The organism is Actinocorallia aurea (assembly GCF_054783995.1).
The window spans coordinates 393,077-419,941 of sequence record NZ_BAAGPQ010000012.1; the positions used below are offsets into that span (position 1 = coordinate 393,077).

The window sequence follows — 26,865 nt, forward strand, 5'->3', positions numbered from 1 at the left end:
GACGCTTGGTCGCGCCCTGTTCGACTTCGTGCCACCTCCAGCCGGTACTCCTCAGACCCGCGCTGCTTCCGGCCACGTTGCGCCGACCCCCGCGCCGCGTGCCGTGGAATTCCCCTCGGACCCGTGCCGCATCTGGCTCTTGCCTCCGCCCCGGGTCGCCCCGCCCCGGGGCAGGCGGGCTGAGGCGGGTGAGGGACTGGTCGTGCTGGCCGAGGTGGCGGGACGGAGCCGTGGCTCGCCCTCGAAGCGGCATCGCTCTTCCGGGCGCGCTGAACCGGCTCGGCGGGGCGGGCCGGGTCCGCGCGAGTGGGTGGCCGTGGGGCGGGCCTCAGGGGGGTGGGGGTGGGGAGGGGAGGGTCGTGGCCATGGGGAGGGCGCAGGCCAAGGCCAGGAGGGCCAGGGCGAGGAGCATGGTCGGGTAGGAGAACCAGCGGGCCAGGGCGGCCAGGGCCAGGGGGAGGAGGAAGCCGGTGTAGGTGAGGGAGTAGTAGACGCCGGTGAGGCCGGCGAGCTCGTCGGGGGCGGCGATGCGCTGGACCTCCAGCAGGCCGGAGACGACGGCGATGCCATAGGCGCAGCCGAGCAGGGGCGCGACGATGAGCGTCGGCCACACCTGGCCGGAGACGGCGACGGCTGCGGCGAGGATCAGGCCTGTGACGACGAAGAGCATCGAGACGACGCAGGCACGAGCCGTCGACACGTCGTCGAGCCTGCGGGCCACGGGCTGGATCAGCACTCCTGCGGCCAGGGTGAGGACCGTCAGCGCGGTGGCCAGCAGGAGACCGTTTCCGCCGGAGCGCGCCTCGGCGAGCTGGGGCAGGATGACGTAGGCGACCGCGACGGTGCCGAAGACCCATGGCGCGAGCGGCAGGACCACCCGCACGAACCTGCGGTGCCCGGCGGCCGGGACGCGCAGGCGGGCCCGCAGGGATCGGGGGCCGTCGTCATGGGTGCGGGTCTCGACGGCGCGGGCCGCCACCCAGGCGAGGAACGGCAGCGTCACGGCGACGTGCACGAGGTAGGGCAGGACGCGGGGCCAGGGAGCCCACTGCGCGAGCGCTCCGGCGACGCCGGGACCGACGGCGAGCCCGATGGTCGTCGCGGTGGCCGCGCGGCGTGCCCCGGCCCCTGGAGACGCGCCCGCGGAGAGCTCCTTCACCCAGGTGGTGCCGACGGCCATCGCGATTCCGATGCCCAGGCCCGACAGCAGTCGGCCCGCGGCGACCGGGGCGGCGCCGAAGGGCGCGAGCGCGATGAGCAGGCTGCCCAGCACCGCCGCCGCGCCGCCGACGAGCATGACGGGCCGGCGGCCCCGCATGTCGGACAGGGCCGAGGCGATGAGCAGGCCGGGCACGAGACCCGCCACGTAGGCGGCCAGCAGCGCGTCGACGCCGACGGCCGAATAACCGTGCTCGCGGTAGACGGCGAGCAGCGGCGTGAACTCGTTGCCGCCCCAGCCGATCATCGCCATCAGCGTGGCCACGACGATCCACTCCCGGCCGGCCTTCGCCCTGTCCGCGCCCGGTTCCGCGAGCGGGACGGCCTGCGCGGCGCTCATGCCAGCCACTGCGCCGAAGCGCCGTGTGTGGCCGCCAGGTGGGCGCGCAGGAAGGACTCGAACCCGGGCACGTCCCCGTCGGCGATGTGGCGGGCGAGGGTCTCGTGCTCGTCGGCGAGCGTGCGCATCCGGCCCGGATCCGGCAGGATCGCCCAGACGTTCATCCGGCGCTGCCGGTCGGCGAGCGTGGCGTAGAAGCGTTCGGCGATCCCGTTGCCCGAGGCCGTGACGATCTCGCGGTGCAGCCGCGCGTCCAGCTCGGCGAACCCGACGACGTCCCGCGCGTCGACCTTCTCCCGCTGCTCGGCGACGAGTTCCGCGAGCGACCGCAGCAGCGGCGAGACGTCGTCGCGCCGAGCCGTCATCCGCCGGACCGCGGCGGCCTCCAGCGCCGCCCGCGACTCCAGCACGTCGGCGGCCTCGGTGAGCGGAACCGGGGTCACCACCGCCCCCCGCTTGGGGATCAGCTCCAGCAGATCCTCGCTCTGCAACCGCACGAACGCCTCCCGCACCGGCGTCCGGCTCACGTCCATCCGCGTGGCGACATCCCCCTCCGAGATCAGCCGACCCGGCGGCATCGCCCCGGAGAGGATCAGCTCCTTCGTCTCGCGATAGACGCGCTCGGCCGCCGAATCAACGCTCATGGGCCAAGCATACATGCTTGCATCTATGCTTGAACGCAACCGGCCGGATCAAGGGCGGGAGCACGGCATCGCGCCCCGGACGAGACCGGTGGACGGATCGCGCGCACCGCACCGCACCGCTCGCCGAGCCGACCGCGCGATCGAGGGGTTCCTGCGCGCCGAGGCACCCGCCACCCGCCGGCACGTCGTGGGCGGCCACCCCATCGGGGTGGGGCCAGGCCGTCCAGCTCCGCCACCCTTCCACGCCCCACCCGCCCGCCACGTCGTCCGACGGCCCCGCCGGTGCCGACGCCCGCGCACCGGCAATCCGCGTCTCCCGGAAATGCGAGATCTCTAGCGATAAGATGCGGCCTGTCCTGGTAGATGACGGGGAAGGCCGCCTCATGAAGCCGAAGGTCGCCGAACTGCTGCACCGGGCCGCCGCCGGGCATCTGGCGCCCGGGGAGCGGATCGAGGTGGCGCTGAAGGCGCAGATCAGCACCGTCTCGTTCGCGCGGAACATGGCGGTGGCGGCGGCGGTCGCGGTCGCCTCGGGCGGCGCCGGGTCGGTCGTGGCCATGAAGACGCCGGTGTACCTCGTGCTCACCAACTGGCGACTGCTCCTCCTGGACGCGCACAGCGTCACCGGCCGTCCCGTCGATACCCTCCGGGGCGCCTACGACCGGCGCGCGGTGTACTGCTCCGAGCCGCAGGGCGCCGTCTTCGGGATAGGTCTCAAGGCCGACCTCGCCTTCAGCGGCCGCTCCGACGGTCTCAGCCTCCTCATCCCCGCGCCCGAGAAGCAGTCAGGCCGCGCGTTCGCCGCCGCATTGCCCCGCTTCTGATCCACGCGAAGAAGCCGCGGCGCGGCCTCAGGGCGCAACCCTCCACGGCCATCTCGCCGGCCCGCTGTCGCCGTCGCCCCCGGCCGGGGCCGTGGCCCTCGCCGCGGCGGCGATCCGCCCGCCTCGCGGAGGCCCGCACCGAGCGCTCTCGTTCCGGCCGGGCGCTCACTGCGGCTCTTCACGGAAGCCGGAGCAGGAGCACGACGCGGGCGGCGGGCGGAAGTAGTGGCTGCCGTAGCTAGGGCGGCAGGAAGGGGCCCTGGCGGAGGGTCCTGACGACGAGGACGAGGCCCGCGAGCATGCCCAGGACGCCGAGGGCCAGTCCGATGCGGTCTGCGGTCATCTCAACGCTCCGGAGGGGGAGGGCGGACGCGGTTCGAGGATAGGGGGTCGCGGGGGGAGCCGAGAGGGCGGGGGATTCCTACTATGCGGGTGGGAGATTCCGCTCTACGAACAGGTGGTGGCATGGCCGCTCATCCGCTCGACGATCCGATCCGCTCGGCGCTGACCGGGCCGCACGCGCACTTCGCCGAGTGGCGCGGCGGCGTCGTCCGCTATCCGGAGGACGTCGCCCCGTTCCTCAGCCTTCCGGAGCCCGCGTCGGCGGCCGACTGGGCCGACGCGGCGGAACTCGCCGGGCCGGGCGGGCTGGTGCCGCTGGTGGGCGGGGCCCCGGCGCCTGAAGGGTGGGAACTCGCCGTGGAGCTCGCCGGGGTGCAGATGACGGGGGAGGACGTCGCGGCGGTCCCCGATCCCGAGGCCGTCCGGCTCACCCCCGCCGACGTCCCGGAGATGCTCGATCTCGTGGCTCGCACCAATCCCGGCCCGTTCCGCCTGCGCACGATCATGATGGGCGCCTATCTCGGCATCCGCCGGGAGGGCCGTCTGATCGCGATGGCGGGCGAGCGCCTCTACCCGCCCGGCTGGACGGAGATCAGCGCCGTCTGCACCGACGCCGCTCACCGCGGCGAGGGCCTCGCGACCCGTCTCGTCCACGCCGTCGCGGCCGGCGTCCGAGCCCGCGGCGAGACGCCTTTCCTGCACGCACTGGCCGACAACACCACGGCCATCCACCTCTATGAGACCTTGGGCTTCCGCCTCCGCCGCCCCACCTCCTTCTCCTCCGTCCGCGTCCCGGCGATGCTCGAACCCCTCCCCTGAGCCTGCGTCAGGAGTCGTTCGAGGCGACGAGGGCGTAGGCCTCGGCGAGGTCGCGGAGCTGGAGGGTGGTGGCTTCGGACTGCTTGCGGGAGATGTAGTCGGCGCGGCCCTTGATGGCTTTGAGGATCGCCAGGCGTGCCTCGTCGCGGGCCCTCTGCTCGGTGCTCGTCACGGCCATGGGCGCACCCTACGTCGGGCGGGCGCGGCACTCTGCGGATCTGTCCGCACTCGGTCTGTGACGCCGGGTTCAGGGGGGTTCGGGGGCCCAGCGCAGGAGGTCGCCGGGCTGGCAGTCGAGGGCTTCGCAGAGGGCTTCGAGGGTGGTGAAGCGGACGGCCTTGGCGCGTCCGTTCTTCAGTACGGCGAGGTTGGCCGGGGTGATGCCGACGCGTTCGGCGAGTTCGCCGACGGACATCTTGCGTCGGGCGAGCATGACGTCGATGTCGACGACGATGGGCATCAGATCACCTCGTCGAGTTCGGCCTGCATCCGGGTCGCCTCGGCGTCGCGGGCGACGGCCTGGGCGAGCAGGGTCCGCAGGACGAAGACGATGAGGGCCACCGCGAACACCGCGAGCGAGAGCCCGCAGATGAGCGCGACGACGCCCGGGGCGACGGCCTCGCCCGGTGCCAGCGCCGCTGCGAGGCCGAACACGACGAGCCCGCCGACGATGATCGCGCCGATCATGACGTCGACGAACCGGAACGCCCGGACCGAGAACACGGTCCCCTCGCGCACCATCGTCACGAGTCTCCACACGCACACCAGCACCACCTGGCCCGTGACGACCCCTGCCGTGAAGACGGCCGGCAGCGCGATCCTGAGGTGGTCGTACTCCGGCCGCAGTTCCGCGAGGTCGGCCACGAGCAGCGGCACCATCACCGCGAGGACGAACAGCGACCCGGCGCCCAGGACGCCGAGCACGCACCGCAGTAGGACGACGACGATCTGACGCATCACTCCTCCTCTTTGTCGAGCAACGATAGCAATCTATCGAAAATCGATAGCCTCGGCTAGGTCCGATCCGGCTCGGATCGCCCGTTCTTCAGTCCGAAATGTGCATGGCGTCGGTCACTTGCGGAGATATCGGGCATGGATCTCGCCGGATCGGGAATCCCACCGAAATATCTCAAAGTGGGTGTTGACGAAGATGCAGGAGAGACCTGAGTCCGTAGCCGTCGGAGTCGAGGAGGAGTTCCATCTGGTGGATCTGCGGACGCGGCGGCTGGTGCCGCGCGCGGACGCGTTGCTCGAAAGGCTGTCGCAGGAGCGGTTCTCCAGCGAGCTGCAGCGGTCGGTGGTGGAGACGAACTCCCGGCCGTTCGTGTCGCTCGCGGACCTCGCCGAGGACCTCACCGCGCTGCGGCACGGCGTCGTCGAGGAGGCAGAGAACTTCGGCCTGGGCGCGGTCGCGGCCGGGACGGTGCCGATCGTCGACCTGGAGGCGCTCGACGTCACGCCCGACGCCCGCTACGAGAACATGCTGGAGGAGTACCAGCTGCTCGCCCGCGAGCAGCTGATCTGCGGCGCGCAGGTGCACGTGGAGGTGCCAGACCGGGACCTCGCGGTGGCGGTCGCGAGCCGGGTCGCGCCGTGGACGCCGGTGCTGCTCGCGCTGTCGGCGTCGTCGCCGTTCTGGCTCGGCGAAGACTCCGGCTACGCCAGCGCGCGGACCCTTGCCTGGTCCCGCTGGCCGACGACCGGCCCGCCGCCCGTGGTGGAGAGCGCCAAGGAGTACGACGAGCTCATCGCCGACCTCATCCGGACCGGCGTCATCACGGACCCGGGGATGATCTACTACGACCTCCGGCCGTCCTCCCACGTGCCGACGCTGGAGCTGCGCGTCCCGGACGCCTGCCCCCGCGTCGAGGACGTGACGCTGCTCGCCGGGCTGTTCCGCGCCCTGGTCGTCGCCGCGCTGCGCGACATCGAGTCGGGCAGGTCGCCGCGCGGGTTCCGGCCGGAGCTGGTGCGCGCGCAGACGTGGCGGGCGGCCCGCGAGGGGCTCGAAGGGGAGCTGGTCGATCCGGTCAGCGGCCGTCCCTATGCGGCGGCGCGGGTCGTGCGCGGCCTGCTCGACCGGCTCCGGCCCGTGCTGGAGGACAGCGGAGACTGGGACCTGGTCGCGCGGCTCGCCTCGGAGTCCCTGGAGCGGGGCAGCTCCGCGGCCCGCCAGCGCGCGGTGTTCGCGGCGGGCGGCCTGGAGGAGGTCGTCGACCTGCTCGTCGCCGAGACGCGCATGCACACGAAGAGCGGCGGGCCCGAGAAGCCCCGCACCGAGGTCATGCGGATGCTGCGCGGCTACGATAGCTCCGCCGACGAGGCCATCGTCTTCGACCGGACGGCACGCCGCCACTACGGCATGGTGCTCAACGCGTTCGAGCGGCTCGGCCCCGGCGGAGTCGCGGAGCGGGAGCGGCGCCGCGACGAGGTCCAGCGCAACCTCGGCATGTACTTCCGCACCGGCGACGACCGGGAGCGGCTGTTCCCGTTCGACCTGTTCCCCAGGGTCGTCGCGGGCGAGGACTGGCGGGCCGTCTCCAGCGGTCTCGCCCAGCGCGCGCGGGCACTGGAGGCCTTCCTGCACGACGCCTACGGCGACCGCGAGATCGTCCGGGACGGGGTGGTGCCGGCCGCGCTGATCGACTCCTCGCCGGGACTGCGTCCGGAGGGGCGGCTCGTCGCGCCCGGCACGGTCCGGTGCGCGGTCACCGGCACGGATCTGGTGCGCACGAGCGCGGGCCGCTGGTACGTCCTGGAGGACAACCTGCGGGTCCCTTCGGGCATCGGGTACGCGATGGCCAACCGGTGGCTCGCCGCCCGGGTGCTGCCCGAGCTGGTCAGGGCCGCGCCGACGTCGTCGCCGCGGCGTGCGGTGTCCGTTCTGCGGGACGCGCTCACGCACGGGTCGCGCGCGCTGGCGCTGGTCACCGAGGGTCCGGGCGACGCGGCGTTCTACGAGCACCGCCTGCTCGCGACGGAGATGGGCGTGCCGCTGGTCCAGCCCGGCGACCTCCGGGTCGACGCCAAGGGCCGGGTGTTCGCCCGGGACATCCCGGTCGAGGTGCTCTACCGGCGGATCGAGGAGGACGCCCTGTTCGAGGCGGTGCCCGCACTCCGCGCCGCGCTCGCCGCGGGCACCCTGGTCCTCGCGAACGCCCCCGGCAACGGGCTCGGCGACGACAAGGCCCTGTACGCGCACGTCCCGGACTTCATCACCTACTACCTGAACGAGACCCCGGTTCTCGACAACGTCCCGACGTTCCTGTGCCGCGAGCCCGAACGGCTCGCCGAGGTGCTGGACCGGCTCGCCGAACTCGTCGTCAAGCCCGTCGACGGGTATGGCGGCCGGGGCGTGGTGATCGGCCCCGACGCCTCGCCCGCCGAGCTGGCGCGGGTCCGGGAGCAGATCACCGCGGACCCGGAGGCCTGGATCGCGCAGGAGACGATCGGGCTGTCGACCCATCCGACGTTCGCGGACGGACGGCTCGAACCCCGGGCCGTCGACCTGCGCGGGTTCGTGTGCATGGGCGCCGAGACCGAGGTCGTGCCGCTGGCCCTGACGCGGGTCGCGGCGGCGGGCAGCAGGATCGTGAACTCCTCGCGAGGCGGCGGTTCGAAGGACACCTGGCTCCTCTCCTGAGTTAGAAAGGACGAAAAGATAAATGTGCGGCTTTTGTGGTGAGATCCGATTCGACGATCGGCCCGCCGACGTGGACGGCGTCGCCCGGATGACCGCCCGGATGGAGTCCCGAGGCCCGGACGGCTCGGGTGTCTGGGCGTCCGGCGGGTTCGCGCTCGGGCACCGGCGGCTCAAGATCATCGACCTGTCGGACCACGCCGCCCAGCCCATGATCGACAGCGACCTCGGGCTCGCGTGCGTCTTCAACGGCTGCGTCTACAACTACAAGGAACTGCGCGAAGAGCTCCAGGCCGCCGGATACCGGTTCTTCTCCACCTCCGACACCGAGGTGCTGATCAAGGGCTACCACCGCTGGGGCCGCGACTTCGTCTCCCACCTCAAGGGCATGTTCGCGTTCGCCATCCGGGAGCGGGACACCGGCCTCGTCGTCCTCGGACGGGACAGGCTCGGGATCAAGCCCCTCTACGTGACGCGCTCGCCGGAGCGGCTCAGGTTCGCCTCCACCCTTCCGGCGCTGCTCGCGGGCGGGGACGTCGACACCTCGCTCGATCTCGTGGCGCTGCACCACTACATGACCTTCCACTCCGTCGTCCCGGCGCCCCGGACGATCCTGAACGGGGTCGAGAAGCTGCCCGCCGCGACAGTCCGGACCATCCGCCCCGACGGCACCCAGGAGGACCACGTCTACTGGCGGCCCTCCTTCACCCGGCATGTGGATCTTCCCGAGGAGGAATGGCCCGGGGCCGTCCTCGACTCGCTGCGCACCGCGGTCTCCCGCCGGATGGTCGCCGACGTGCCCGTCGGGGTGCTGCTGTCGGGCGGGATCGACTCCAGCCTGATCGTCGCGCTCCTCGCCGAGGCGGGCCAGCACGGGCTCGCGACCTTCAGCATCGGATTCCAGGCCGCCGGAGGCGAGGAAGGCGACGAGTTCGCCTACTCCGATCTGGTCGCCCGCGAGTTCGGCACCGACCACCACCGGATCGCGATCTCCGACGACCGCCTGCTGGACGCCCTGCACGGCGCGGTCTCGGCGATGAGCGAGCCCATGGTCAGCCACGACTGCGTGGCCTTCTACCTCCTGTCGCAGGAGGTGTCGAAGCACGTCAAGGTGGTGCAGTCCGGGCAGGGTGCGGACGAGATCTTCGCCGGCTACGACTGGTATCCGCCGCTCGCCGCGACACCCCGCGATCAGGCCGCCGCGGCGTACGCCAAGGTCTTCTTCGACCGGCCGCACGCCGATCTCGCCGGGCAGCTCCGGCCCGGCTACCTCGGCGAGGACCACAGCACCGCCTTCGTCCGGGCCCACTTCGCCGAGCCCGGCGCCACCGAGGCCGTCGACGCGGCCCTGCGGCTGGACAGCACCGTCATGCTGGTCGACGACCCGGTGAAGCGGGTCGACAACATGACCATGGCCTTCGGGCTGGAGGCACGCACCCCGTTCCTCGATCACGAGGTCGTCGAACTCGCCGGAGCCTGCCCGCCCGCGCTGAAACTTGCCCACGGGGGCAAGGGCGTGGTGAAGGAGGCGGCCCGGGGCGTCGTCCCCGACGCGGTGATCGACCGGACCAAGGGCTCCTTCCCCGTCCCGGCGATCCGGCACCTTTCCGGGCCCTATCTCGATCTCGCGCGGGACGCCCTGACGAACCCGTCGGCGAAGGCGCGCGGCCTGTTCGATGAGGAGTACGTCACCCGGCTCCTCGCCGCGCCGACGGCCCACCGCACCACGCTGGGAGCGAACGCGCTCTGGCAGTTGGCACTCCTTGAGCTGTGGCTGCAGGACCATGGGATTTAGTTGCCTATCCTGCGTGAAGGAACAGTCGTCGAGGTCCTCGGGGGAGGCCGCATGTGCCGTCATTTCGCCTGGCTCGGAGTCGAGCGCACGGTCGAGGATCTCGTCCTCGCGCCCGCTTATGGGCTGCCCGCCCAGGCGGCCCGCCCGCGCTGGCAGCACATCGACCTGATCAACCAGGACGGTTTCGGCGTCGGCTGGTACGAGGAAGGAAGGGCCGTCACCTACCGCCGCACCGGCCCGATCGAGGACGACCCCGCCTTCCCGGCGCTCGCGGCCGACACCCGCGGCACCTGCGTCGTCGGCGCCGCCCGCGGCGCCAGCCCCGGGATGCCGATCGAGGTCGAGGCCACCGCGCCGTTCACCAACGGCTCGGTGATCCTCTCCCTCAACGGCCACCTCAACGTGGGTCGCGCCACACCCCTGCACGACCCCGCCTACGTCCCGGAGTCCACCTGCGACGCGGCCTTCCTGGCCCAGCTCCTGTGGCAGCGCCTGGACGCGGGCGCGCCCCTCACGTCGGCGGTGCCCGAACTCGTCCGGGACATCGCCGCGCTGGACGACAACGCCTGCCTCAACCTCCTGGCCACCGACGGGTCGGTCATCGTGGCCACCACCTGGGGCGAGACCCTCTGCTACCGCGAGAGCCCCGAAGGCACCCTCGTGGGAAGCGAGCCCCACGACTACGAGCCCCACTGGGTCACCCTTGCGGACCGGCAGCTCCTGATCACCGACGCCACCGGGACGAAGGTCACCGACCTTGAGGCCGTCGAGGCGCCCTCGGTGGCCGACGCCGTCTGATCCTTCAGAGGGCGAGGCCGGCCAGCTCCCGGCGGTCGGCCACGCCGAGCTTGGGATAGGCCTTGTAGAGGTGGTAGCCGACCGTCCTGGGGCTGAGGAACAGGCGGGCGGCGATGTCCTTGTTGGACAGCCCCGACGCGGCGAGCCGGACGATCTGGAGCTCCTGCGGGGTGAGCGAGGACCCCGGCGGGCGGGTGCCGTCGCGGGCGACGGCACCCGCCGCCTCCAGTTCGGCGCGGGCGCGGGCCGCCCAGGGCGCCGCGCCCAGGTCGTCGAGCGCCTCCAAGGCGGCGGTCAGGTGCGGACGGGCCTCTGCCTTGCGCCGGGCGCGGCGGAGCCGTTCACCGTAGAGGAGCCGGGTCCTCGCGCGCTCGAAGGGGCGGCCGTCGAGGGCGACGGCCTCGGCGAAGGCGTCCTCGTCGCCTTCGAGGAGGGCGCGGCAGCGCAGCGCGAGCGCCCGCGCCCACGGCCGGCCGCTCCGGTCGGCCCACGCGGTGAACGCGGCGGCCGCGGGACGGGCCAGGTCCGGTGATCCGGTGCGGACGGCGGCCTCCACGAGATCGGGCACGCTGCGCCGCGCGCACACGTGGTGGGCGAACGCCTCGTCCTGGAGCCTGAGCAGCCCGTCGAGCGCCTGCGCGGTGCGGCCGTGGCCGAGGTCGAGGAGACCGGTCGCCCAGAGCGTCCACGAAAGGCCGGAGGCGGGGACGCCCGGGGCCGCGCCCGCGAGGGACTCGGCGACCAGCGCGCGGCAGCCCGCCTCGTCGCCCTCGATCGCGGCGAGCACCGCCGAGACCGCGGCGGCCTGGCTCGCCCAGTGCCGCTGGCCGTTGTCGGCGGCGATCGCACGGCAGTCGGCGAGCTCCGCGCGGGCGTCACGGTGACGGCCGTGGAACAGTTCGGCCTCGGCCAGGAAGAACAGCAGCGTGGGCAGCAGGCCGAACGCGCCGTCGGCGCGGGCCCGTGCCGTCAGGCGGGCGGCGAGTTCGTGGGTCTCGGCGTCCTGGCCGGCGATGAAGCCCGTGCCGCACAGCTGGGACAGGGCGTGGGCGTCGGCGCCGATCGCGCGGGCGCTCGCGGCGAGCGGAGGCGGCGCGTCCATGGCGGGTCGCCGGGCGAGGGGAGCGGCCTCGGCGTGGGCTGCCACGAGCACCTCGGCGAGCGGATCGTCGACCTCGGCGAGCCTGCCCGCGGTCGCGGCGAGCGCGTCGGAACCCAGGTACCAGGCGGTGTGGAACGCCTGGACGAGCGGCTGCGCGGCGTGCTCGGGATCCAGGTCGGCGCCCGCGAGCAGCAGGTCGTGCGCGGTCGGGTAGGCGCCCTGCCAGAACCAGGCCAGTGCCTCGACGCCCGCGACGCGGGCGAGGAAGCGCGGCTCGGCGCGCAGCCCTCCCGCGCGTTCGGCGAACGCCACCGCGCCCGCCATGTCGCCCGCGCGGATGCCCAGTTCGGCGGCGGAGAGCAGGCGGCGGGCGCGTTCGGCGTCGTCCTCGCTCAGCTCGGCGGCGCGGGCGCAGGCCGCGACCCCGGCTGCGTAACCGCCCCGTTCGCGCGCGCGTTCCGCGGTCGCCTCCAGCGCTGCCGCGACGTCCTCGCGGGGCCCGGTCGTCGCCGCGGCGAGGTGCCAGGCGCGCCGGTCGGCGTGCTCCGGGGAGTCCGCCGACTCCGCGAGCGCCCGGTGCGCGGCGATCCGGTCGGCGACCGGCGCCTCCCGGTACACGGCGGTGCGCACGAGCGGATGCCGGAACCGCAGCGTCCGCCCCTGGACCGCGACGAGCCGCAGTCCCTCGGCGGGGCGCAGGTCGGCCGCGTCCGCGCCGAGCAGGCCGCCCGCGCGGAGCACCACGTCGAGGTCGCCGGTGTCCTCGGCCGCAGCGACCAGCAGCAGCGCCCGCGACGCCGCGGGCAGCGCCGCCACCTGGCCGTGGAACGCCTCGACGAGCCGCCCCGTCAGCGGTGCGCCGCCGTCGTCGGAGACCACCGCCTGCGGCAGCTCCTGCAGGGCCAGAGGGTTCCCGGCGGCCTCGGCCAGCACCTGGAAGCGTGTCGCCGGATCGAGCGAGGCGGGCAGCAGCCGCGCGGCGTCCTGCTGGCCGAGCGGCGGCAGGCGCAGCTCGGCCAGCCCCGGCGCGGCGAACGCCCCGTCGCGCGCGGCGAACAGCAGCACGACGCCCTCGGCGTCGAGGCGCCGCGCCGCGAAGACGAGCGCCTCGGCGGAGACCGAGTCGAGCCACTGCGCGTCGTCCACCACGCACAGGAGCGGCCCGTCGTCGGCGAGGTCGGCGAGCAGCGACAGGACCGCGAGCCCGACCAGCAACCGGTCCGCGGGCTCGCCGGACGCCAGCCCGAACACCCGCTCCAACGCCGCCCGCTGCGGGCCGGGCAGCCCTCCGATACGGGCAAGCGCCGGCCGCAGGAGCTGGCTCAGCGCGGCGAACGGCAGATCCGCCTCCACCTCGACGCCCTCGGCGCGCAGGACCCGCGGCGCGCTCGCGGCGAGCCAGGACAGGAGCGCGGTCTTGCCGATGCCGGGGTCGCCGCGCAGGACCAGCGCCGCGCTGCGTCCCTCCCGGGCTCCGTCGAGCAGCCCGGCGAGGACCGCTTGCTCCGCCGACCTGCCGTACAACATGCCCGCACACTATCCGGTGCGCCACGGCACGGATCCGACCGGTCGCGGTACCTAAGCATGACGGATTCCGGGCAAGGCGCGGCTTCGTAGCGTCGGGGGTGTCAGCAGAACAGAGAAGGACGAGAGCATGGAACTCATCAACAAGTACCTCGCCGCCTGGAACGAGACCGACGCGGAGGCCCGCCGCGCCCTCCTCGCCGAGATCTGGGCCGACGACGCCTCCTACACCGACCCGCTCGCCGCCGTCCGGGGCCGCGACGCCCTCGACACCGTCATCACCGGCGTCCAGGCCCATTTCCCGGGCCTGTCCTTCACCCTCGCGGGCGACGTCGACGCCCACCACGACCTGGCCCGCTTCACCTGGCACCTCGGCCCCGCCGGCGCGTCCCCGGTCGTCATCGGCTTCGACGTCGCCGAGATCGCCGACGGCCGCATCACCCGCGTCAGCGGCTTCCTCGACCAGGTCCCCGCCTGACACCAGACGTCCCGCCGCGGCCCCCGATGAGGAGGCCGGAGCCCCTCACCGCCCGTCCGTGATCCCGGCCGGGCGGTGAGACAGAACGTCGGTTCGAGGCGTCGCCGACGAGATTCATGGCGAGGGCGCCGGCGTCAGAGCCGGAGGCCGGTGGCGCGGTGCACGCGGCGGGCGCCTCATGGGTCTGGGATGGGGGTCGGGTCGGTGTCAAGTGTTGTTGGAGGTGCGGTGGAGGGCGGGTTCGACGAACCAGAGCCAGCCGGCGAGGAGGACTATTCCGGCGGCGGTGAGGGAGGGGAGGGGGCCGGGGAAGAGGTGGGCGGTGACGAGCCACGCGGCGGACGTCATCGAGACGGCCAGGGCGGCGGTGCCGATGAGGCCGTAGACGTTGGAGCGGCGGACCAGATCCTCCTTGAGGCCCTGGCGGAAGAGGATGCGGTGCTGGGCGACGGGGGCGATGAAGAAGAGCGAGGCGAGCGCGGCGGAGACGAGGGCGACATAGTAGAGGGCGCGTTCGCCGTCGTCGACGCCGGAGAAGCCCGGCGAGAACGGCACGGTCAGCAGGAACGCGAAGAGGACCTGGACGCCGGTGACGGCGACGCGGATCCCCTGCAGGAATTCGACGAAGTTGCGGTCGGCGCGCTCGGCGGGGGTCTCGTTGGTCTTCTCGTCGGACATTTCTCGCGTCACGGGGAGGCTCTCCTGATGCACGCCGACCCGCCCGGGTGCGGGGCGCCGCTTTGTTGAGTCGTAAAGGACGTACCCCTCGGTATTGCCAGAAGTGTCACAAAAGATGCATTCCGCCGATCTTTGCCCACGCGCGGGCCGCGCTCCGGGGAGGGCGGCCCGCGCGTCCGTCAGGCTGAGGAGGAGGCCAGATAGGCGCGCCAGCCGCCGTGGGCGGTGATGTCCGCGGCGTTGTGGAGGGCGGAGGGCTCGCAGAGGAAGCCGGGGACGGAGGTGCCGTCGGAGAGTTCCAGGCTGCCGAGGGCCATGGGACGGGGAAGGGCGGCGAGGAAGGCGCCGAGGCCCTCCGGGGGAAGGTCCCAGACTTCGGCTTCGATGGCGGAGCCGCCTTCGGGGACGCGGACGAGGCCGGGCTTGGGCGGGGTGGTCTGGAGGGCGTAGAGGCGGTAGGTCGGAGCCGTGGTGACGGATCGGGCGAAGCGCGCACCCAGGGCCAGGAGTTGGCCGTTCAAAGGCTGGCCCGTGAGGTGGGCGCCTACTACGGCGATCTGGGTGGACGGGGTGAGGAGGGCGGCGAGGCGGGCCAAGAAGTGGTCGGTGTGCGCGCGGCCGATGAGCATGACGCCGAAGGGGAGGCCTGCGACGTCGCCGGCGGGGACGGCGACGGCGGCGAGGTCGAAGAGGTTGGTGGAGTTGGTGAAGCGGCCCAGGCGGGCGTTCTCGCCGAGCGGGTCGGCGGCGACCGCGTCCAGGGTGGGGTGGCCCGGAGCCGTGGGCAGCAGCAGCGCGTCGGCGTCGCCCAAGGAGGCCAGGGCGCGGGCGCGCAGGCTTTCGAGGCGGGTCTGGTCGGCGTAGAGGCGGTGGGCGGGGATGTCGCGGGAGCGCTGGACGATGCCGGTGACGGTCGGGTCGAGGCCGTCGCCGCCCTTCTCGGACTGGGCGTCGATGAACGCGCCGACGGCGGTGTAGCGCTCGGCCACGAAGGCGCCTTCGTAGAGCATCGCGGCGGCCTCGGTGAACGGGGCGAGGTCGACGGGGCACAGCACCGCCCCAGCCGCCTCCAGGCGGGCCGCCGCGCGCTGGAACGCCCCGGCCCAGCCCTCGTCCATCTCGCCGAGCTGGGCGGGGTCGGGCACGGCGACGCGCCACGGGCCCGGGGCGCGGACGGGGGCCGCGTCGGCCCCCGACACCATGTGCGCGAGGGCCTGTTCGGCTTCGGGCAGGGTGCGGGCGAAGACCGTCACGCAGTCCAGGCTCGCGCAGGCCGGGACCACCCCGGCCGTCGGGACGAGACCGCGGGTCGGCTTCAGCCCGACGATCCCGTTGAACGCCGCCGGGACGCGCCCGGAGCCCGCCGTGTCGGTGCCGAGCGCGAGGTCGGCGATGCCGAGGGCCACCGCGACGGCCGAGCCGGAGCTGGAGCCGCCGCTGATCCGGGACGGGTCCACCGAGTTCCGCACCGCCCCGTAAGGCGACCGGGTGCCTACCAGCCCGGTCGCGAACTGGTCGAGGTTGGTCGTGCCGATGACGAGCGCCCCCGCCGCCCGCAGCCGCCCGACGACCGGCGCGTCCACTTCGGGAAGGTAAGCGTACGAAGGGCAGCCCGCCGTCGTCGGCAGGCCCGCGACGTCGATGTTGCCCTTGACGGCCAGGAGCCGCCCCGCGAGCGGCAGCGACGGGTCGATCCCGGCAGCCTCCGCCTCGACCTCGGCCCGCGGGCGCAGGTCGATCCAGATCTCGGGGCGGTCGACGGCGGCGATGCGGTCGTAGGCGGCGCGGACGCGGGCGAGGATGCGTTCGGTCATCGAGGTGAAGCCTTTCGGGGAGTGGGGCCTACGCGGGCGGGCCGAGGACGATCAGGGGCGTACCCGCCTCGACCTGCCCGCCGGGCGCGGCGAGGACTTCGGCGACGACGCCGTCGCACGGGGCGTGGACGGGCGCCTCCATCTTCATCGCCTCCAGGACGAGCAGCGGGTCGCCTTCCTTGACGGTGTCGCCCGCCGCGACCGCGACCTGCCAGACGGACGCGGCGAACTCGGCCTCGACGAGCCTGCCCCCGGCAGGGACGGCGATGTCGGCGGGCGGCGGCGCGGGCTCGGCCGCGGCCTCGGCGCGCACGAACTCGCCCGCGGCCTCCCACGCGTCGCGCTCCGCGCCGAACGCGGTGGCCTGCCGCGCCCGGAACTCCGCGATCTCCGCGGCGTTCTCGTCGAGGAACCGCACGTGGTCGGCGAGCGCGAACGTGCCCTCTTCGACGTGCGGGGCGAACCGTCCGGCGGCCATGTCGGCGCGCAGTTCCAGCAGTTCCTCGGGCCCGACCTCGTACCACCTGATGCGGTCGAAGAACCGCAGCAGCCAGGGGTTCCCCTCCGGCTTCCAGCTCGACCACACCTGCGTGGTCCGTCCGACGAACTGGTATCCGCCGGGCCCTTCCATCCCGTACACGCACAGGTAGGCGCCGCCGATGCCTACGGAGTTCTCCGCGGTCCACGTACGGGCCGGGTTGTACTTGGTGGTGACGAGCCGGTGCCGCGGATCGAGCGGGGTCGCGACGGGCGCGCCCAGGTAGACGTCGCCGAGCCCGAGGACGAGGTACTCGGCGTCGAACACCGTCCGGAACACGTCCTCGACGGAGGCCAGTCCGTTGACGCGCCGGATGAAATCGATGTTCCACGGGCACCACGGCGCGTCGTCGCGCACGCCCGCCATGTACCGCGCGATGGCCTCGCGCGTCGCCGGGTCGTCCCACGACAGCGGCAGGTGCACGGTGCGGGACGGCACGACGAGCTCGTCGGCCGCGGGCAGCCCTGCCTCGATGTCGCGGACGAGGTCCAGCAGCCGCTCCCGCGCGACGGCGTCGGGGTCGAACTTGATCTGCAGCGACCGGATGCCGGGCGTGAGGTCGCGGACCCCGTCGATCCGGGCCGCGACGACGGCCTCCTGGAGCGCGTGCACCCGCATCCGCAGCGCGAGGTCGAGTTCCATCGGCCCGAACTCGACGAGGAGGTTGTCGTCGCCACTGCGCCGGAAGGTGACGTCCTGCCTGCGGGCCAGCACGCCCCCGTCGGAGATCACCGCGCGGTCGGCGACGGGCGGGGCCTGCGGCGCGCGGCGGAGCGCGTCGGCGGCGGCCGTGGTGAGCGGGACGAACCTGAGCGAGTCCCCGGGCCTGAGCTGCCCGAGCTTCCAGCGCTGCCCCGACGCGATCGTCGCCGGGCACACGAACCCGCCGAGCGACGGCCCGTCCGGCCCGAGCAGCACGGGCATGTCGCCGGTGTAGTCGACCGCGCCGACCGAGTACGGCGTGTCGTGGATGTTCGACGGGTGCAGCCCCGCCTCGCCGCCGTCCTTGCGCGCCCACCGGGGCTTGGGCCCGACGAGCCGGACCCCGGTCCGCGCCGAGTTGAAGTGCACCTTCCAGTCCGCGGCGTAGAAGTCGCGGATGTCCTCTTCGGTGAAGAACTCGGGCGCGGCGTGCGGCCCCTCGACCGCGCCGATCGCCCACTCCCTCCCGAAGACGGGACGATCGGCTTCCGGTACCGGAGTCCCGGTGGAAACGGCGCTTCCACCGTGCAGCACGTCGCCGGTGCGCAGAGCACGGCCGCCGTGGCCGCCGAACTTCCCGAGGGTGAACGTGGCCGCGCTTCCCAGGAAGTCGGGGATGTCGAGCCCGCCCGCGACCAGGACATAGGTGCGGAGTCCGTGCTCGCCGGGCGCGTCGACCTGCAGGGTGGCGCCGGCCGAGACGGTCAGCGGCGTCCACTGCGGCACCGGAGAGCCGTCGACGCTGACGGGCGCGGGCGCGCCCGTCACGCACACGGTCGTGGCGTGGGTGAAGCGCAGGGACGGCCCCTGAAGGGTGCACTCAAGACCTGGCGCCCCTTCCGGGTTGCCCAGCGCGCGGTTGCCGAGCCGGAACGACAGGTCGTCCATGGGTCCGCAGGGCGGTACCCCGACCTGCCAGTACCCGGTCCGTCCCGGCCAGTCCTGGACCGTCGTCAGCGTCCCGCCGGAGACGACCTCGATCCGCGGCGTCGGGTCGGCGACCTCGGCGAGCGTCGCCGTCGAGTGCGCCGAGGCGCGCACGGCGGGGTGGGCGAGCGCGGCGCGGACGAGCCCGAGGTTGGTCTCGATCCCGTCGATCCGGCTCGCGGCCAGGGCCGCGTCCAGCTTCGCGAGCGCCTCGTCGCGGGTCGCGCCGTGTGCGATGACCTTGGCGAGCATCGGGTCGTAGGAGGTCGTCACCTCGGTCCCGGTCCGCACCCACGCGTCCACCCGGACGCCTTCGGGGAACGCCACGCGGGTGAGCAGCCCCGCGCTCGGCCGGTGGTCGCGCGAAGGGTCCTCGGCGTATACGCGCGCCTCGACGGCGTGCCCGCGCGCGGGCCCCGGCTCGGTGACGACGGAGGCGTCGCCCTGCGCGAGCCGCAGCATCCACTCGACGAGGTCGACCCCGTAGATCTCCTCGGTGACGGGGTGCTCGACCTGGAGTCGCGTGTTGACCTCCAGGAAGTAGGCCTCCTCCCGTGCCGCGTCGTACACGAACTCGACGGTCCCGGCCGACCGGTACCCGACGGACGCGCAAAGGCCGCGCGCCGCCTCGGTGAGCCCGGCCCGGACGGCGCCGGGCAGCCCGGGCGCGGGCGCCTCCTCCACGACCTTCTGGTTGCGCCGCTGGAGCGAGCAGTCCCGATCCCCGAAGGTGACGACCTTGCCCGCCCCGTCGCCGAACACCTGCACCTCGACGTGCCGGGCGTGCTCCACGAGCCGCTCCAGGAAGACTCCGGCCGAGGAGAACGACGCCGCGGCGACCCGCTGCACCCGCTCCCACGCGTCGGCCAGCTCCGCGCCGCTCCGGCACGCGCTCATCCCGATGCCGCCGCCGCCCCCGGTGGCCTTCAGCATCACCGGGTAGCCGATCCGCTCGGCGGCCTCCAGGGCCTCCTCCAGGTCGGCGAGCAGCCCCGTCCCGGGGGCGAGCGGCACCCCGGCGGCCTCGGCGGCGGCCCGCGCGGTGTGCTTGGCGCCGAACAGTTCGAGCTGCTCGGGCGTCGGCCCGACGAACACGATCCCGGCCTCCGCGCAGCGCCGCGCGAACTCTGCGTCCTCCGAGAGGAACCCGTAGCCGGGGTGGATCGCCCCCGCGCCCGTCTCGGCGGCGGCCTTGAGCACGAGATCGACGTCGAGGTAGGACTCCTTGGCGGGCGCCGGACCCAGCCGGACGGCCTCGTCGGCGAGCCTGACGTGCGCGGCGTCCCGGTCGGGGTCGGAGAACACCGCGACGGTGCCGATGCCCAGCGCGCGGGCGGTCCGGATGATCCGGGCGGCGATCTCGCCCCGGTTGGCGACGAGCAGCTTGTCGAAGCTCACGCGCCCTCCCCTAGGGTGATCGTCATCTCGACGGGGGTCGGGTCGAAGCCGTTGCACGGGTTGTTGATCTGCGGGCAGTTGGAGACCAGGACGAGCACGTCGGTCTCGGCCCGCAGGACGACCTGGAGCCCGGGGGAGGAGATGCCGTCGACGATGCCGAGGGTGCCGTCGGCCTCGACGGGCACGTTCATGTACCAGTTGATGTTCGAGACGAGGTCGCGCTTGCCGAGCCCGTACTTGGCGCCCTCGTGCAGGAAGTTGTCGACGCAGGCGTGCTGCGCCCAGGTGTGGTGCCCGTACCGCAGGGTGTTGGACTCCTTGGAGCAGGCGCCGCCGACGGTGTCGTGCCGCCCGACGGCGTCCGCGACGACCGTCATCAGCGGGGTGTGCTCGTTCGACATCAGGACCGAGCCGGTGGTGAGGAAGATGCCGCCCTGCGCCTGGATCGTGTCGGGCGCGCTGTAGCGGACCGCAGTGTCGGCGGCGTCGTAGGCGAGGAAGTCGACGGCCTGGTTGCCGCGCAGGTCGGTGATGGTGAGCAGGCCGCCCGCCGGGACGACGGCGGACCAGGCGGCGCGGGCCGGAACTGTGCTGGTGGTCATGCGAGCCCCCGGGCGGAGAGGAAGTCGGCGGTGTTGAGGAAGGCGCGGCGGCCTTCGGGGGTGGCGTCCCAGAGCGGGTCGCCGGGCGCGGTCGGCGCGGCCTTCCAGGCGAGCACTTCGAGCGGCGTGCTGACGTACTCCGCGCGCGGGTCGGCCGGGTGCGGGACGTTGGCGACGAGCACGGTGAGGTCCTGCTCGGCCCGCAGGGTGAGCGACGCTCCGGCGCCGGCGGATCCGGTGAACTCCAGCGAGCCGTCCTCGCCGATCCGCACGCCCTGGAAGAAGGACAGGGACGGGGGCAGGTCGCGCGGCTCCAGCCCGTTCTTCAGCGCGGCCAGCTTGAACAGCTCACGTCCGGCCGGGCTCGCCGACTGGGGCGTCCCGTCGCCGTAGCGCGCGGTGTTCCGGGCCAGGGTGGAGGTGCCGCACAGGGCGTCGTGGCGGCCGGAGGTGTCGGCGACGACGGAGGCGAGCACCCGCCCTTGGTCGGAGAGCAACAGCTTGCCGTCGCCCAGGTAGGCGTTCCACTGCACCTTGACGGTGTCGGCGACGTTCAGCCGCTCCCACGGCCGGTCGGCGACGAACAGGAGCAGATGGGCGCAGGCGTCGCCGGCGAGGTCGGTGAGCCGCAGCTCGGTGCCTCGGGCGAGGACCTTGTGGGTGTAGTTGCCGCCCGCCACGGTCTCCGCCCAGACCAGGGGGCCCGCCTCCCGCGGCGGGTCGGGCCAGGCGGTGGCGGGGACCACGGGCATGGCCTCGGCCGTGACCCCTTCCTGCGCGCGGGCGTGGTCCCGTGCGCCGAACGTCGTCGCCGTCTCCATGGTCCGACCTCCTCGAAGCTAATTTCTGTCGCACGACAGAAACTAAGCGGGCGGCGATTCGTGCCCGTTGCTCCGGAGTTACGGTGATATTGCCAGGTGCTCACACCGAGTCCGGCAAGCCCGCGTCCTGCGGCGATGTGGCACGATCGGGCCATGAGCACCACCGGCAGGCGCGTCGGCAGGCCCCGCGCGGCGGCCCGGCCCGACAGCGGGCTGTCCGCGCGCGAGGAACTGCTGGCCGCCGCCGCCGAACTCTTCACCCTCCAGGGGTACGCGGCGACGTCCACGCGGGCCGTCGCCGAACGCTCGGGGATGCGGCAGGCGTCGATGTACCACTACTTCGGCGGCAAGGAGGACCTGCTCGCGGCGCTGCTGGAGGGCACCGTCCGGCCGTCGCTCGATCTCGCCCGCGCCCTGCTGGCCGCCGAGGGCTCCGCCGAGGCGCGGCTGTGGCAGCTGTGCCGCTCCGACGTCGTGCTGCTCTGCGGCGGCCCGCACAACCTCGGCGCGCTCTACCTGCTGCCCGAGGTGCGCACCGAGCGGTTCGCCGGGTTCGCCGGGATGCGCCGTGAGCTCAAGGCGGCCTACGGGAAGCTGCTCGCCGACGCCGCGTGCTGCGCCTCCCTCGACAAGGCCGAGATCGCGGTCCGCACCGACCTCGTCTTCGGGCTCATCGAAGGCGTCATCCTCATCCACCGGTCCGACCCCGAGCGCCCCGTCGAGGCGTTCGCCGCCGCCACCGCCGACGCGGCCCTGCGCGTCGCCGGAGCCCGCGAGGAGGACCTCGCGCAAGTGCGCGGGCAGGCGGCGAAGCTCGGCTGACGCGCGAGGACCCGGCGCCCGCGAGGGGCGCCGGGTCCGGGGAGAGCGGTTCAGGCCGCGACGGGAGCGGGGGTGGCCGCGGGCCGCCGCAGGGCCCGGTAGAGCACTCCGATCAGGATCGCCGCGCCGACGAAGAGGGCGGTGAACCACTGGAAGTACCAGTGCCCGCCCGCCGGGTCGTAGACGGCGGCGCGCGGCCAGGCCAGGTTCACGGTCATGAACAGCCCGTAGGCGAGCGCCAGGGCGTTGACCGGGAGCCCCCAGCGGCCGAGGGAGAACAGCGGCCGGCCCGTCTCGTCGACGCCCTCGCCGGCCTTCCACTGCCCGCGCAGCCTGCGCACCAGCATCGGCCCGGTGACCATCGCGTAGGCCAGGTACAGCATGGCGATGCAGGTCGTCCCGATGGCCAGGAACGCCTCGGGGGAGGCGAGGTTCAGCAGGCACAGCGCCGCCGCGGCGAGGCCGACGACCACCGCGGGCGCGGCGGGCATGCCGGTGCGCGGCGAGACCTTCGCGAGCATCTTGGACGCGGGCAGCACGCCGTCGCGGGCCATGGAGAACAGCATCCGGGTCGCCGACGTCTGGATCGCCAGGGTCGCGACGGCGATCGCCACGGCCACGTCGACGAGCAGGGCCTTGCCGACGCCCGAGCCGAGGCTGCTGGTGAGCACGTAGGACAGGCCCTCGGTGGCCAGGCGGCCGTCGTCGAGGCTGGGCGCGGCGAGCAGACCGCCGAACACCATCAGCGTCGCCAGGACGCCCGCCGCGATGAGCGCGGTGAGGATCGTGCGCGGGGCGGTCCGGCGCGGGTTACGGGTCTCCTCGCTCATCTCGCCCGCGCTGTCGAAGCCGATCAGCACGTAGGCCGCGGCGAACGAGCCGACCAGCAGCGCGCCGAGCGCCCCGCCCTCGCCGCCGGTGTGCAGGGTGACGCCCCCGCCCCGCTCGGAGTGGGTGAGCAGCAGGACGATGATGAGCACGGCGCCGATGATCTCGGCGGTGACCCCGATCCGGTTGACGGCCGACAGGACCCGGTTGTCCAGCACGTTCACCACAGTGGTGAGCACGAGCAGGACCACGGCGAGGATCGCGGCGTTGGCCGCGCCGGTCGCCGTCGTGGGCGCGGGGTCCCCGCCGACGAGCTGGAAGCCGCTCCAGATCGCGGGCAGCACCACCTGGAGCGCGAGCGCGGCGGCGGCGACCACGACCATCTGCCCGATCACCATGATCCAGCCGGCGAACCAGCCGAAGACCGCGCTGCTGAGCCGGGTCGACCACTGGTAGATCGCGCCGGAGATCGGGTAGCGCGCGGCGAGTTCGGCGAAGCACAGGGCGACGAGGAGTTGGCCGGCGAGGACGGCGGGCCACGTCCAGAAGAAGGCCCCGCCGCCGAAGGAGTAGCCGAAGGCGAAGAACTGGAAGACGGTGGTGAGGACGGAGATGAAGGAGAAACCCGCCGCGAACGAGGCGTACCGCCCCATGCTGCGGTGCAGTTCCTGGCGGTATCCGAACCCGGCGAGCGCCGCGGCGTCGGCGGCCGGGTCGGCGGGTGCGGGCTGCGGTGGAGCTGTGGCGGTCATGGGGACGGCTCCCGTCTCGCGTTATTTCTGTCAAGCGACAGAAATAGCGCCCGTCTGTTTCCCCCCGATGTCGCAGCCGTATCCACCACGAATCCACCTCCTCACCGGTGTTGCGGCGGTGGCCGTGGGGTGGAAGGGCGTTGAAGTGGCGCGCCGCGTCCCTAGACCTGTGGGTCTCGTTTTCTTGAGTCACTCCAGTTAATGGCGTAAAGTGGGGCTGGCAGGACACGTACGAAGGGAAGTATCGGCATGACCGTCACCCCGATCGATCTCTACGCTTCCCCCATCGACCTTGATCGCGCAGGCCGCGTGCGCCCCGACCCGCAGGGTCGGGAGACCGACGGCTGGCGGCTCACCGCCTTCCACGCCAAGACCGGCGACGACGTCCACGAGGGCGGCTGGCAGGCCCACGCCGAGGCCGACGAACTCGTGTCGTGCCTCGTCGGCAAGATCCGCGTGCTCCTGCGCCCCGAGGAGCCGGGCCAGGCCGACGAGGAGATCAGGCTCACCGCGGGCACCGCCGCGGTCATCCCGCGCGGCCGCGAACACCGCATCACCCCGGACATCCCCAGCGTCGTCCTCGCCGCCACCCTCCCCTCGGCGGCCCCCGCGGACCCCCTGCCCACCGCCTCGTAGGCGCGGGTCGCCGGATGGACCCGCTTCGGGGCCGCGGCGAGCAGGGTCGCTCGGCGGGGTGGGCCCCGGGTGTCCGGGGTATCGGAGAGGTGTGGGTTTCAGTGATTACGGGGTTCTCGCGGGGGTGCTCACCGCGCATGAACGCGACACACCGGACGATCAGGGCAAGTGGTATCACGTCAAGCTGACGCTGGCTGCGCCCGCGGGCGCCTACCGGGGCGCCGTGGACGTCGACAGCCACGAATCGGTGATCGGCGTGCAGTGGAAGACGCTGACCGTCCCGGCGGAAGCGCTGCCGGGGGTCGCCGGTCTGCCCGGCGGGTACCACCGGTTGCTCCGCTCGCTGAGCGGCGGCGCCGTCGACCTCCACCGGCATCCGGCGTTCGCGGGCGCGTGGACCAGCGGGTCGTTCCTTGAGGCGTCCGTGGCTTTGGAGTCGGTGCTGGCGATCGGCGCGCGCACTCTGCTCTTCGGCGAACTGTTCGACGAGGGCCTCGGGCTCCACAACATCCACCTGAACCAGGGCGATCCGGACGTCAGCCAGTGGTGGCGCGAGAACGGCAGCTGGCAGGACGGCGCGGTCCTCACCGCCCGGCCGGACGGGGCCTTCCACGCCTTCGTCTCCAAGTTCACCAGCCAGATCCTGCCGACCGACGACGCGGGCCACCCCCTCCCGATCCCCGCCACCCCGGCCCCGGAGTCCTGACGCACCGGGGCGGGAGGCGTGGAGGCGGTCAGGAGGCGCGGGGCGTGCGGGGCAGGAGCTGGACGAGGAGTGCGAGGAGGAGGGTCGCGGCCATGACCGCGGCCAGGGAGTGGTCGAAGGCGGTGGTGGTGGAGCCCCGGGCGGTGAAGAAGACGAGGCCGATGAGGGCCACGCCCATGGCGCCGCCGATCTGCTGCGCGGAGGTCAGGACGCCCGCCGCGGACCCCGCGTGGCGGGGGCCGACCGCGGCCAGCACCGTGGCGGCGAGCGGGCCGAAGGCGAGGCCCATGCCCAGGCCGTCGAGGAGCAGGACGGGGGCGAGTGCGCCGTAGGGGGCCTCGGCGGCGGTCAGCGCCAGCAGGCAGGCGAGCCCGGCGGTGCGGGTGAGACCGCCGAAGGCGATGACCTGGCTGCCGAAGCGGCCCGCGAGCCGGCCCGCGAGAAGTGATCCGGCGAAGTAGCCGAGGCCGATCGGGACGAAGGCCAATCCCGCGTGGAACGCGTCGAAGTCCCGGCCCCGCTGGATGTAGAGGGCGAACGCGAGGAAGTGGCCGGTCATCCCGATGTTGAACACGACCTGGGCGGCGAGTCCCGTCATGAAGGGCCGGACGCCGAACAGCTCGGGCGAGATGAGCGGCGCGGGGTGCCGCCGCCGCGCGTAGCCGAGCAGCGCGAGCGCCGCCACCGCGAACGACGCCCAGATCCACAGCGGCCAGCCCTGCTCGCGGCCCTGGATGAGCGGCAGCAGGAACGCCGCGACGCCCAGGGTGACGAGGCCGGCTCCGCCGAGGTCGAGCCGGACCGGCCCGTCGGCGCGGCTCTCGGGCACCAGCCTGGGCGCGAGGACGAGGACGGCGATCCCGATGGGCACGTTGACGAGGAAGCAGCCGCGCCAGCCGAGCCCGAACGGGTCGAGCCCGATGATCGAGCCGCCGACGAGCTGGCCGAACACGGCGGCCAGTCCCAGCACCAGTGCGTACGCGCGCATCGCCTTGGCCAGCGCGGCCCCGGTGTAGGCGGCGCGGACGATCGCGAGGACCTGTGGTGCGAGGACGGCCGCCGCGACGCCCTGGGCGACGCGCGCCGCGACGAGACCGCCGGAGGTCGGCGCCAGCCCGCAGGCGGCGGACGCGACGGTGAACAGGGTGAGGCCGAGGGCGAACATCCGGCGGCGGCCCGCGAGGTCGCCCAGACGCGCGCCGAGGATGAGCCCGGAGCCGTAAGCGAGCCCGTACCCGGCGACGATCCACTGCGTGGCCGCCGATCCGGCGTGCAGATCGCGCTGGATGTCGGGGAGCGCGACGTTGACGATGAAGAAGTCGAGGACGGGGATGAACGCCCCGATGAGGAGGACGGGCAGCATGCCGCGCCGCGCCAGGGGGGGTGGATAGAACGTTCGGTATACTCACGAGGGAGGATTAGATAGAACGATTGATCTACCTGTCAAGGGGTGCCAGAATTCCGGACATGAGCAGACCCGGCCCCCGCGAGCGCCTCATCGAGGCGGCCCGCGACCTCACCTACCGCAAGGGCGTGAACGTCGGCGTCGACGCGATCCTGGAGCAGGCGGGGGTCGCCCGCCGCTCGCTCTACCAGCATTTCGGCGGCAAGGACGAACTCGTCGCCGAGGTGCTGCGCTCCGCGCGCGGACCCGAGCGGTACGAGCGCGTCATGGCGGCCGCGGGCGACGACCCCGTGGCGCGCCTGAGCGCGGTCTTCGACGAGATCGAGCGGATCACCGGCGCGCCGGAGTTCCGCGGCTGCCGCTACACCGCGGCCGAACTCTCGCTGGGCGACCCCGCGCATCCCGCCCACGCGGAGGTCCGCGCCTACAAGGAGAGCCTCCAGGCCCTCTTCGCCGCCGAACTCGCCCGCGCGGGCCACCCCGACCCGGCCTTCGGCGCCGACCAGCTCGTCGTCCTCATCGACGGCGTCCTCGCCCAGGCCGCCACCCGGCCCCACACGGGCCCCGCCCGCGCCGCCCGGGCCCTCGCCGGCACCGTCCTCGGCACCCCCCTCCACCCCTCCCGCACGCCCTGACCCGCGGGCCCAACGCGCGGTTCCGCGTCGTCTCGCGTCCGGTTGCCCGGCCGCGGTCGTCGGCGGGCCGCACGGGC

Annotated in this window: 23 protein-coding genes; 10 read left to right on the top strand and 13 right to left on the bottom strand. The window is 73.4% G+C overall.

Going from position 1 to position 26,865, the window contains the following annotated elements; genetic code table 11:
- Positions 1-328: 328 nt before the first annotated feature.
- Both ACYVOM_RS14335 and ACYVOM_RS14340 read right to left on the bottom strand, forming a co-directional pair.
- Positions 329-1,558 (bottom strand): MFS transporter, encoded by a 1,230-nt coding sequence (locus ACYVOM_RS14335; protein WP_460303827.1) that lies wholly within the window; start codon positions 1,556-1,558, stop codon positions 329-331.
- On the bottom strand, positions 1,555-2,202 hold the full coding sequence (locus ACYVOM_RS14340) for a GntR family transcriptional regulator (RefSeq protein ID WP_460303828.1): 648 nt from the start codon (positions 2,200-2,202) through the stop codon (positions 1,555-1,557). Before ACYVOM_RS14340 ends, ACYVOM_RS14335 begins: the two co-directional genes overlap by 4 nt.
- A gap of 383 nt (positions 2,203-2,585) precedes the next feature.
- Here ACYVOM_RS14340 and ACYVOM_RS14345 point away from each other — a divergent pair, with 383 nt between their 5' ends.
- Together ACYVOM_RS14345 and ACYVOM_RS14350 are read left to right on the top strand one after the other, a co-directional pair.
- Positions 2,586-3,026: a hypothetical protein gene (locus tag ACYVOM_RS14345; RefSeq protein WP_460303829.1), complete on the top strand. Its 441-nt coding sequence runs from the start codon at positions 2,586-2,588 to the stop codon at positions 3,024-3,026.
- 465 nt (positions 3,027-3,491) lie between these two features.
- Positions 3,492-4,187, top strand: coding sequence for a GNAT family N-acetyltransferase (locus ACYVOM_RS14350; protein ID WP_460303830.1), 696 nt, complete (start codon positions 3,492-3,494; stop codon positions 4,185-4,187).
- Between the two features lie 7 nt (positions 4,188-4,194).
- Here ACYVOM_RS14350 and ACYVOM_RS14355 read toward each other — a convergent pair whose 3' ends face one another.
- From ACYVOM_RS14355 to ACYVOM_RS14365, 3 genes are all read right to left on the bottom strand, one after another.
- On the bottom strand, positions 4,195-4,365 hold the full coding sequence (locus tag ACYVOM_RS14355) for a hypothetical protein (RefSeq protein WP_460303831.1): 171 nt from the start codon (positions 4,363-4,365) through the stop codon (positions 4,195-4,197).
- 69 nt (positions 4,366-4,434) lie between these two features.
- Positions 4,435-4,647 (bottom strand): helix-turn-helix domain-containing protein, encoded by a 213-nt coding sequence (locus ACYVOM_RS14360; protein ID WP_460303832.1) that lies wholly within the window; start codon positions 4,645-4,647, stop codon positions 4,435-4,437.
- Positions 4,647-5,144, bottom strand: coding sequence for a DUF2975 domain-containing protein (locus ACYVOM_RS14365; RefSeq protein WP_460303833.1), 498 nt, complete (start codon positions 5,142-5,144; stop codon positions 4,647-4,649). Before ACYVOM_RS14365 ends, ACYVOM_RS14360 begins: the two co-directional genes overlap by 1 nt.
- A gap of 193 nt (positions 5,145-5,337) precedes the next feature.
- Here ACYVOM_RS14365 and ACYVOM_RS14370 point away from each other — a divergent pair, with 193 nt between their 5' ends.
- Genes ACYVOM_RS14370 through ACYVOM_RS14380 form a run of 3 tightly spaced genes read left to right on the top strand, consistent with a single transcriptional unit; the run spans position 5,338 to position 10,420 of the window.
- Positions 5,338-7,830 carry a glutamate--cysteine ligase gene (locus tag ACYVOM_RS14370; protein WP_460303834.1) on the top strand — a complete coding sequence of 831 codons (2,493 nt, stop codon included), beginning with the start codon at positions 5,338-5,340 and terminating at the stop codon, positions 7,828-7,830.
- A gap of 22 nt (positions 7,831-7,852) precedes the next feature.
- On the top strand, positions 7,853-9,622 hold the full coding sequence (locus tag ACYVOM_RS14375) for an N-acetylglutaminylglutamine amidotransferase (RefSeq protein ID WP_460303835.1): 1,770 nt from the start codon (positions 7,853-7,855) through the stop codon (positions 9,620-9,622).
- Between the two features lie 51 nt (positions 9,623-9,673).
- A complete protein-coding gene (locus tag ACYVOM_RS14380; RefSeq protein ID WP_460303836.1) occupies positions 9,674-10,420 on the top strand; it encodes a class II glutamine amidotransferase domain-containing protein in 747 nt (248 codons plus the stop codon).
- 4 nt (positions 10,421-10,424) lie between these two features.
- Here the strand turns inward: ACYVOM_RS14380 and ACYVOM_RS14385 are convergent, their stop codons facing one another.
- Complete coding sequence (locus tag ACYVOM_RS14385; protein WP_460303837.1) at positions 10,425-13,049, bottom strand: ATP-binding protein; 2,625 nt, start codon at positions 13,047-13,049, stop codon at positions 10,425-10,427.
- Positions 13,050-13,176: 127 nt separating this feature from the next.
- On the opposite strand from ACYVOM_RS14385, the gene ACYVOM_RS14390 reads away from it, so the two are divergent.
- Positions 13,177-13,524, top strand: coding sequence for a nuclear transport factor 2 family protein (locus ACYVOM_RS14390; RefSeq protein WP_460303838.1), 348 nt, complete (start codon positions 13,177-13,179; stop codon positions 13,522-13,524).
- A 207-nt stretch (positions 13,525-13,731) separates the two neighbouring features.
- On the opposite strand, the gene ACYVOM_RS14395 is transcribed toward ACYVOM_RS14390, so the two are convergent.
- From ACYVOM_RS14395 to ACYVOM_RS14415, 5 genes are all read right to left on the bottom strand, one after another.
- Positions 13,732-14,214: a DUF6328 family protein gene (locus tag ACYVOM_RS14395; RefSeq protein WP_460303839.1), complete on the bottom strand. Its 483-nt coding sequence runs from the start codon at positions 14,212-14,214 to the stop codon at positions 13,732-13,734.
- 167 nt (positions 14,215-14,381) lie between these two features.
- Entirely contained in the window at positions 14,382-16,016 is a 1,635-nt protein-coding gene (locus ACYVOM_RS14400; protein ID WP_460303840.1) for an allophanate hydrolase, read from the bottom strand.
- Between the two features lie 28 nt (positions 16,017-16,044).
- Positions 16,045-19,581 carry an urea carboxylase gene (uca, locus tag ACYVOM_RS14405; RefSeq protein WP_460303841.1) on the bottom strand — a complete coding sequence of 1,179 codons (3,537 nt, stop codon included), beginning with the start codon at positions 19,579-19,581 and terminating at the stop codon, positions 16,045-16,047.
- A complete protein-coding gene (locus ACYVOM_RS14410; RefSeq protein ID WP_460303842.1) occupies positions 19,578-20,183 on the bottom strand; it encodes an urea amidolyase associated protein UAAP2 in 606 nt (201 codons plus the stop codon). Before ACYVOM_RS14410 ends, uca begins: the two co-directional genes overlap by 4 nt.
- Positions 20,180-21,004 carry an urea amidolyase associated protein UAAP1 gene (locus ACYVOM_RS14415; RefSeq protein WP_460303843.1) on the bottom strand — a complete coding sequence of 275 codons (825 nt, stop codon included), beginning with the start codon at positions 21,002-21,004 and terminating at the stop codon, positions 20,180-20,182. The genes ACYVOM_RS14410 and ACYVOM_RS14415 overlap by 4 nt, the downstream gene beginning before the upstream one ends.
- 153 nt (positions 21,005-21,157) lie before the next feature.
- Between ACYVOM_RS14415 and ACYVOM_RS14420 the strand changes: the two genes are divergently transcribed.
- Positions 21,158-21,826: a TetR/AcrR family transcriptional regulator gene (locus ACYVOM_RS14420; protein WP_460303844.1), complete on the top strand. Its 669-nt coding sequence runs from the start codon at positions 21,158-21,160 to the stop codon at positions 21,824-21,826.
- 50 nt (positions 21,827-21,876) lie between these two features.
- Here the strand turns inward: ACYVOM_RS14420 and ACYVOM_RS14425 are convergent, their stop codons facing one another.
- Positions 21,877-23,406: an amino acid permease gene (locus ACYVOM_RS14425; protein WP_460303845.1), complete on the bottom strand. Its 1,530-nt coding sequence runs from the start codon at positions 23,404-23,406 to the stop codon at positions 21,877-21,879.
- 249 nt (positions 23,407-23,655) lie between these two features.
- On the opposite strand from ACYVOM_RS14425, the gene ACYVOM_RS14430 reads away from it, so the two are divergent.
- On the top strand, positions 23,656-24,042 hold the full coding sequence (locus tag ACYVOM_RS14430; RefSeq protein WP_460303846.1) for a cupin domain-containing protein: 387 nt from the start codon (positions 23,656-23,658) through the stop codon (positions 24,040-24,042).
- A 91-nt stretch (positions 24,043-24,133) separates the two neighbouring features.
- A complete protein-coding gene (locus tag ACYVOM_RS14435; protein ID WP_460303847.1) occupies positions 24,134-24,748 on the top strand; it encodes a DUF2278 family protein in 615 nt (204 codons plus the stop codon).
- A gap of 28 nt (positions 24,749-24,776) precedes the next feature.
- Here ACYVOM_RS14435 and ACYVOM_RS14440 read toward each other — a convergent pair whose 3' ends face one another.
- A complete protein-coding gene (locus tag ACYVOM_RS14440; RefSeq protein WP_460303848.1) occupies positions 24,777-26,111 on the bottom strand; it encodes an MFS transporter in 1,335 nt (444 codons plus the stop codon).
- A gap of 104 nt (positions 26,112-26,215) precedes the next feature.
- Here ACYVOM_RS14440 and ACYVOM_RS14445 point away from each other — a divergent pair, with 104 nt between their 5' ends.
- Positions 26,216-26,788: a TetR/AcrR family transcriptional regulator gene (locus ACYVOM_RS14445; protein WP_460303849.1), complete on the top strand. Its 573-nt coding sequence runs from the start codon at positions 26,216-26,218 to the stop codon at positions 26,786-26,788.
- Positions 26,789-26,865 lie beyond the last annotated feature (77 nt).